The sequence below is a fragment of the Streptomyces pseudogriseolus genome (assembly GCA_002154585.1).
Classification (GTDB): Bacteria; Actinomycetota; Actinomycetes; order Streptomycetales; family Streptomycetaceae; genus Streptomyces; species Streptomyces pseudogriseolus.
Window position 1 is genome coordinate 1 of sequence record MUNG01000234.1, and the last position, 7,348, is coordinate 7,348.

The 7,348-nt window shown below is 71.1% G+C and carries 7 protein-coding genes; 1 reads left to right on the forward strand and 6 read right to left on the reverse strand.

Annotated features, from left to right (window positions below):
- Positions 1–58 precede the first annotated feature (58 nt).
- From CCN29_RS21130 to CCN29_RS21145, 4 genes are all read right to left on the reverse strand, one after another.
- Positions 59–1,549, reverse strand: coding sequence for a glycoside hydrolase family 3 protein (locus tag CCN29_RS21130; protein WP_086683713.1), 1,491 nt, complete (start codon positions 1,547–1,549; stop codon positions 59–61).
- A 9-nt stretch (positions 1,550–1,558) separates the two neighbouring features.
- A complete protein-coding gene (locus tag CCN29_RS21135) occupies positions 1,559–2,392 on the reverse strand; it encodes a carbohydrate ABC transporter permease (RefSeq protein WP_006135853.1) in 834 nt (277 codons plus the stop codon).
- Entirely contained in the window at positions 2,389–3,372 is a 984-nt protein-coding gene (locus tag CCN29_RS21140; RefSeq protein WP_086683716.1) for a carbohydrate ABC transporter permease, read from the reverse strand. The genes CCN29_RS21135 and CCN29_RS21140 overlap by 4 nt, the downstream gene beginning before the upstream one ends.
- A gap of 87 nt (positions 3,373–3,459) precedes the next feature.
- Positions 3,460–4,740, reverse strand: coding sequence for an extracellular solute-binding protein (locus tag CCN29_RS21145; protein WP_031064697.1), 1,281 nt, complete (start codon positions 4,738–4,740; stop codon positions 3,460–3,462).
- 373 nt (positions 4,741–5,113) lie between these two features.
- Between CCN29_RS21145 and CCN29_RS21150 the strand changes: the two genes are divergently transcribed.
- Entirely contained in the window at positions 5,114–5,878 is a 765-nt protein-coding gene (locus CCN29_RS21150; protein WP_031064693.1) for a GntR family transcriptional regulator, read from the forward strand.
- Here CCN29_RS21150 and CCN29_RS21155 read toward each other — a convergent pair.
- Entirely contained in the window at positions 5,859–6,755 is an 897-nt protein-coding gene (locus CCN29_RS21155; RefSeq protein WP_242781341.1) for a DUF6183 family protein, read from the reverse strand. The genes CCN29_RS21150 and CCN29_RS21155 overlap by 20 nt on opposite strands.
- Positions 6,752–7,198 carry a DUF4259 domain-containing protein gene (locus tag CCN29_RS21160; RefSeq protein WP_037817638.1) on the reverse strand — a complete coding sequence of 149 codons (447 nt, stop codon included), beginning with the start codon at positions 7,196–7,198 and terminating at the stop codon, positions 6,752–6,754. Before CCN29_RS21160 ends, CCN29_RS21155 begins: the two co-directional genes overlap by 4 nt.
- Positions 7,199–7,348: the final 150 nt, after the last annotated feature.

The following is a 7,348-nucleotide window of genomic DNA, read 5'->3' on the forward strand; positions in this document are numbered from 1 at the left end:
GCCAGGGCCGACAAGGGGGGTGTGGGGGGGCGCAGCCCCCAGGAACGGAGCCGCGGGCTCAGCCCGCGAGGACCGCCTCCGCCGCGGCCACGCCGCACACCCTCGCCGCCCCGTGCGTGGCAACGTGCAACGCCCCCCGCGGCGCCGACTGCGGCACCCCCATCTCCACGACCACCGTGTCCGGCCCCGCCGCGATCAGCGTGTCCAGGGCCGCGCCCATCCACGGGTGACGGTGTTCGTCGCGGACCACCGCGACGACCCGGCGGCCGGCCGCCGCGCGCAGCGCCTCCGTGCCGGCGGAGGGGCCGGTGAAGTGGCCGGTGGTGGTGCCGGGGAGGAGTCGTTCCAGTTCCGCGCCGACGCCCCACGGCGTCTCGTCGCCGACGGCGATGTTGGGGGCGGGGCTGAACGTGGCGACGTACACGGGGTCCGTGACCGGCGCGGGACCGGCCGCGCGGGTGACGGTCACGGCACGGCGCGCGGCGGTCAGCCCGATCTCCGGCGCGGGGTCGTCTGCGGCGGAGGGCGCGCGCCGGGTGCCGGTCGTCCACGCGGCCAGGGACCTGACCCGTGCGGCGGCGTCGGCAAGCCGTTCCTCGGGGAGTTCGCCGGCGCGTACGGCGGCGACCAGGGCCTCCTGGAGCCGCAGCACCGTGTCCTCGTCGGCGAGTCCGCCGCCCACGCAGATCGCGTCGGCGCCGGCCGCGATGGCCAGGACGACCCCGTGTTCGAGACCGTAGGTGCCGGCGACGGCGCCCATCTCCATGCCGTCGGTGACGATGAGACCGTCGTAGCCGAGCTCGCCGCGCAGCAGGCCGGTGAGGATGCGCGGGGAGAGGGTGGCGGGGCGGTCGGGGTCGAGCACGGGCACCCGGATGTGGGCGGTCATGACGGCGCGGGTGCCGGCCTCGATGGCGGCGCGGAAGGGCCGCAGTTCGCGCTCGTGCAGCGTGGTGGCGTCCACGTCGATCTGCGGGAGGGCGTGGTGGGAGTCGACGCTGGTGTCGCCGTGGCCGGGGAAGTGCTTGGTGCAGGCGGCGACGCCGTTGGACTGGAGGCCCTCGACGTAGGCGGCGGTGTGCCGGGCGACCAGGTCCGGGTCGTGGCCGAAGGAGCGTACGCCGATCACCGGGTTGTCGGGGTTGGCGTTGACGTCGGCCGAGGGCGCCCAGTTGAGGTTGACGCCGCACGCGGCGAGCCGGCGGCCGAGTTCGCGGGCCACCCGCCGGGTGAGGGCGGGGTCGTCGACGGCGCCGAGGGCGTGGTTGCCGGGGAACGAGGAGCCGGTACGGACCTCGAGGCGGGTGACGTCGCCGGCCTCCTCGTCGATGGCGACCAGCAGGTCGTCCCGTTCGGCGCGCAGCTGGGCGGTGAGGGCGGTGACCTGCTCGGGGTCGGCGACGTTGCGGCCGAACAGGGCGACGGAGACCAGGCCCTCGGCCAGGGCGCGCCGCACCCAGTCGGGTGCCGTGGTGCCGGTGAACCCCGGCTGGAGCACGGCGAGCGCGTCCCGGGTGAGGGTGCCGGCGCCGGTGGTGAATGTCGTCATCGGGTGGCGTTATCCCTTCACGGCGCCTGCGGTGAGGCCGCTGACGGCCCGGCGCTGCAGGAAGACGAAGAGGATCAGGATCGGCACGGCGAACAGGGAGGAGGCGGCCATGGTCGCGCCCCAGTCGTCGCCGAACTGGGTCTGGAAGCTGGACAGCCACAGCGGCAGGGTCTGCGCTCCGCCGGACTCCTTGCTGAGCACCAGGACGAGGGGGAACTCGTTCCAGGCGGTGATGAAGCCGAACATGGAGGTGGACATCAGGCCGGGCGCGAGCAGCGGCAGGATGACGCGGCGGAAGGCCTGGACGCGGGTGCAGCCGTCGACCATCGCGGACTCCTCCAGTTCCTTCGGCACGGCGGCGACGAAGCCGCGTAGCGTCAGGATGGTGAAGGGCAGGATCATCATCATGTAGAACGCGGTCAGCGGCACCAGGCTGTTGAGCATGGAGGCGTCGCGGACGATCATGTAGATCGCGATGACCATGACCTCCCACGGCGCCATCTGGGCCAGCATGAACCCGATGACGAAGCCGCGCCGCCCCTTGAACCGCATGCGGGCCAGGGCGAAGGCGCCGGCCAGCGCGATGATCAGGGAGAACAGGACGGCCAGGCAGGTGACGACGAGCGAGTTGCGGACGAACGTCCAGAAGTGCTCGGCGTCGACGGCGGTGCCGAAGTGTTCGAACGTCATGTTCGTCGGGAACCAGACCGGGTCCTCGGCGATGATGTCGCCGGTCGGCTTCAGCGCCGTGGCGAACATCCAGTACACGGGGAAGATGCACGCGACGAACACGACGAGGGCGGTGGCGTTGGGCCAGACGCGGCCGAAGAGCGAGCGCTTCACGACTCGTCCTCCTCTTGCTTGAGCACGATCCTGAGGTAGTACGCGGTCAGGCCGAGCATGATCAGGATGGTCAGCACCGCGATCGCCGCGCCCATGCCGTAGTGCTGGTTGCCGACGCCCTCGATGTAGGCGTAGACGGGCAGGATCTCGGTGAGCCGGTCGGGGCCGCCGCCGTTGAAGGTGAAGACCTGGACGAACGCCTTGAAGATCCAGATGATCTCCAGGAACGTCGTGGCGTAGAGGAACGGCCGCAGGAACGGCAGGGTGACGGTGGTGAAGCTGCGCCAGGCGCCGGCGCCGTCGAGCGCGGCCGCCTCGTACAGCTCGCCGGGGATGGTGGTGGTCGCCGCGTAGAGGTTGATCGCGACGAACGGCACGGACATCCAGACGATGAGCACGGTGACGACGAAGAACGTCGACATCTGGCTGCCGGTCCAGCTGTAGTCGGCCATGGAGTGCCAGCCGAGCTTGTCGAGGACCCAGTTGACGACGCCGAAGCGCTGCGCGAACAGCCACTGGTAGACGGTGGTGGCGGCGACCACCGGCATCGCCCAGGCCAGCACCAGGCCGATCATCAGGGTGAGCCGCATGCGCCTGCCGAGGCGGGCGAGCAGCAGACCGGTGAGGGCGCCCAGCAGCATGGTGAGGGCGACGTTGACGGCCGTGAACAGGATGGAGCGGAGGGTGACGCGCCAGAAGTCCTCCCCGGTGAGGACCTCCTTGTAGTTGTCGACGCCGTTCCACTCGGTGACGTGCTGGATCAGCTGCGCCATGTTGAGGTTCTGGAACGACAGCAGCAGGTCCTTCAGCAGCGGCCAGCCGAGCAGCAGCACGGTGGCCGCGACGGCGGGCAGCAGCAGGAGGTACGGGGCGAGCGCGCCGGCCCGCGACGCGGCTCTGGGGCGGGGCCCGGCGGAGGGGGAGTCCGACTTGCGGACGTCCGCCGGTGAGGAGGGCGGCCGTTCGGTCTGCACGGTCATGCTCGCGATCTCTCTTCTCGGCGTGCTCAACGCGGGCGGGGACCGTCCCGTCGGCCGGTCCCCGCTCCGGTCGGAGCGCGTGCGCTGTTACTGCTGCTGCGCCAGGCGCTTGTTGAACTCGCCCTCGACCTGCTTCGCGGCGGCGGCCGGGGACTTGCCGTTCAGGACGGCGGTCAGGTAGGTCTTGATCGGGTTGGGCGCGTTCTCGACGGCGGCCCACTCGGGGATCAGCGGGGTGGTGCCGCCGACGGCGGCGGCGGGCGCGGCGGCCTCGGCAGGGGCGTTGCCCTTGAGGTTGGTCTGCAGCGCCTCCTTGTTGGGGATGACGCCGTTGAGCTTGGCGAGCTGGCCCTCGTACTTGTCGGAGAGGGCGAGCTTCAGGAACTCCTTGGCGAGGTCCTGCTTCTGGCTGCCCGCGGCGACGGCGAGGTTGGAGCCGCCGAGGAAGACGCCCTCGGGCTTGTCGGCGGTGGGGCCGGGGATGGTGAAGTAGCCGATCTGCTTCTCGATGGCCGGGTTGGCCTCGATCGCGATGCCGGCCTCCCAGCCCATGCCGATGAAGGCGCCGACGTTGCCCTTGGCGAAGACCTCGCCCTGCTGCGGGGTGGCCTCGTCCTTGTCCTTGGGCGCCTTGGACAGGGCCTGGAACTTCTTGTAGGTCTCGGCGGCCGCGGCGACCTTCGGGTCGTCGAGGTTGGAGACGTAACTGTCGCCGTCCTTCTTGACGAGTTCGCCGCCCTCGCCGATGACCAGGCCGACGAAGTGGTACCAGTTCTGGCCGGGGAGGTAGATCGGCTCGGCGTCGGTCTTCTCACCGATGGTCTTGAGCGCGGCGTAGAACTCGTCGCGGGTCTTGGGGGTGTCCTTGAGGCCGGCGTCGGCCCAGACCTTCTTGTTGTAGAGGACGACGCGGTTGGCGAAGTACCAGGGGGCGGCGTACTGCTTGCCCTCGAAGACGGAGGACTCGTTGAGGGACTCGGTCCAGTCGGCGCCGATCTCCTCCTTGAGGTCCGCGAGGTCGGCGAGGCCGCCGGTCTTGGCGTAGGCGGGGGTCTGGGTGTTGCCGATCTCGAAGACGTCCGGGGGGTTCTCCTCGGACAGGGCGGTGGTCAGCTTCTGCTGGATGCCGTTCCACTGCTGGACCTCGAAGGTGACCTTCGCCTTGGTCTTCTTCTCGAACTCGGCGGCGAGGTCCTTCTGCCACTGGTCCGGTGAGGAGCCGTCCATGACCCACACGGTGAGCGTCTGCCCGGCGTAGCCGTCCGCGCCGGCCTTCTTGCCGCTGTCACCGCCGTCGTCGCCCCCGCACGCAGCGACCGAGAACAACATGCCCGCGACCCCGATCGCGGCTATCAGCTTGCGCTTCACGCGCCACCCCTCCTCAGGAATGCCTTGCACACCCACGCCCTCGCGGTGACCCTGACAACGGCGCAACAGCTCGGCGGGCTGGGACCCGGCTTCCGCTAAATGGTTTAGACCAGCAAGGGGAGCTTGGCCTAGACCTATGGTCATGTCAAGGGTTGTCGGACTCACGGCTGGGTAACGGCAACGAGCCCTGTACGAGGTGGAGATGTCCGCCCAAACGGGGACGGGATCCAGGGTTGGACTAGACCAAAGCGAGAGCACGCCGTTATAACGGGATCGCCGAGCGTGCGGCGCCGATCACTGGCGGTCCGCCGACGAGCACCGCGGCCGGCCCCCTGCCGTCCGCGCGCCGGACACCGCAGCCGGAAGGCAGGACATGAGCACGGACGTCAGCAGCGCCCAGCCCGGCACGGGGGCGCCGGGCCGCCGGGACCGCGTGCCGAAGTACTACCGCATCAAGCAGCGGCTGCTGGAGATGACCGACGAGCGCGTCCCGGGCTCCCCGATGCCGGCCGAGCGGCTGCTCGCCGTCGAGTTCGGCACGTCCCGCACCACCGTCCGCAAGGCGCTGCTGGAGCTGGTGAGCGAGGGGCGGCTGGACCGCATCCAGGGCAAGGGCACGTTCGTGGCGCGTCCGAAGGTGTACCGGACGCTGCAACTCACCTCTTATACGGAGGACATGAGGGCACAGGGCCTCAACCCCGCGTCCCGGGTCCTGGACATCGGCTACGTCCACGCCGACGAGGAGCTGGCGACACTCCTTGAGGTGGCGCCGGAGGACAAGGTGCTGCGCATCGAGCGGCTGCGGCTGGCCGGGGGCGAGCCGATGGCGATCGAGGCGACCCACCTCTCCGCCCGCCGCTTCCCCGGCCTGCGCCGCAACCTGTCCCGCTACACCTCCCTCTACACCACGCTCGCCGAGGTGTACGGGGTCCGCCCCGCGGAGGCCGACGAGACCATCGAGACCTCCCCGGCGACCCCCCGCGAGGCCGGCCTGCTCGGCACGGACGTGGGCCTGCCGATGCTCCTGCTCTCCCGCCACTCACGCGACGAGACCGGAACTCCGGTGGAGTGGGTCCGCTCGGTGTACCGCGGCTCCCGCTACAAGTTCACAGCCGTCCTCACCCGCCCGGTGCCCTGACATCGGTGTCGGTCGCCGCAAGGACCGCGACGCGGGTACGCGAAGGGTCGAGTACGGCGAAACCCAGGTCGGCGGTGTCGTGGTGAAACCACGGGGTGGAAGCGAGGAAGCGCACCCACCGGTGATCGGGGGTTGTTCGCACGGCGTCGAGGAACGGTACGTCGGCGGGTAGACCCATGAGGGCGTACAGACTCTCCCACGCGAAGAGCCGCGCATACGCACCGCCCTGCCCTTGCCCACCGACCCCGCCGTAACGGGCGGCGGAGAACAGCTCGTTGAGCACGTCATCGGGCGTCGTGACACAGGCGACCGCGCTCCCGCCCCCTTGCAGGCAGGCCAAGGGAAGCCGTTCCAGGAAGGACATGCCGAAGTCGCCGGGATCGAGCGGCGCGGGCAGCGCGAAGAACCGCACCTCGGGGGTGCGCGCCCATCCCCCGGCGGTGAACGGCCGCGCGACTGCCCGCGCCCGCGCGTCGTCGTCCCCACGGACGGCACCCCGCCCGGCAGCCCCGCCGGCGTCGCTCGGTGGCAACTCCGGTAGGCGAGACCGAAGTTGCCGCAAGGTCTTGACCGACCCCAGCCCTCGCACGCGGACACCGAACCGGTGCTCGACGTCCAGCCGCGTCTCGGGCAGCCGCGCCAGAGGATGCCCCAACTCCCGCAGCCTCCCGGCATACGCGTCCATCCGCTCCCGCCCGGCCCGCGCCCCCATCAACGCGAGCTCCCCGAGCAGACAGGCCCGCATCTCGACACCCGGCGCCCGCAGATCCTCCGGCAACTCCGCGAAGAGAGATTCGAGTTCTCGCACCGGACTCGCGCCGGCCAGCTGGGCCGCGGCCTTCGCGTCGTCGCGCGCCCCCGGGCCGTCGTCGCTCACCGCGCGCGTCGTGCGGGCCGCGCGGCGTCGGACGCCGAGGTCGTCGGCGGCGGGACGAGCACGGCGCGAAGGCGCGCAAGGACGGCCTGCCACTGTTCCGCGTACTCTGCCTCGACCCAGTTGGGCGCCGGTCCGCACGGGTCGGTGGCCGTCCGGGCCAGGGCTTCGTCGGCCGGCTTCCGCAGGTCCTCGGGAAACGCGGGCATGGGCTGCTCCGGTCCGTACACCGTGTCGACCGGCTCGCCTCCGGGGCACTGTGCGGCGACAAGCGCGGCCGCGGCCACCGCCGCGTCCGCGTCCGCGAGCCATCCCCTGGCCTCGATCGTCCGGACGAGAACGTCGCGGACCATCGCCACGCGCCGTTCCGGTCCGGCGTCGTCCAGGGCGCCGGCGAAGTCCGCCGCCGCGTCGTTGTCGAAGGGTCCGGTGCCCCAGGTGCCCATGTCGCTCTCCTCGTGTGCCGTCGGCGGCATCCTCGCAGCAGGCTCTGACACTCTCCGCGGGGTGGCTCCAGGGCCGCGGAACCGTTGGTTCAGCGGTTGGATCTCGGACATCCGCGGACGGTGCACGCATGCGTTCGAACGGGGGTGGAG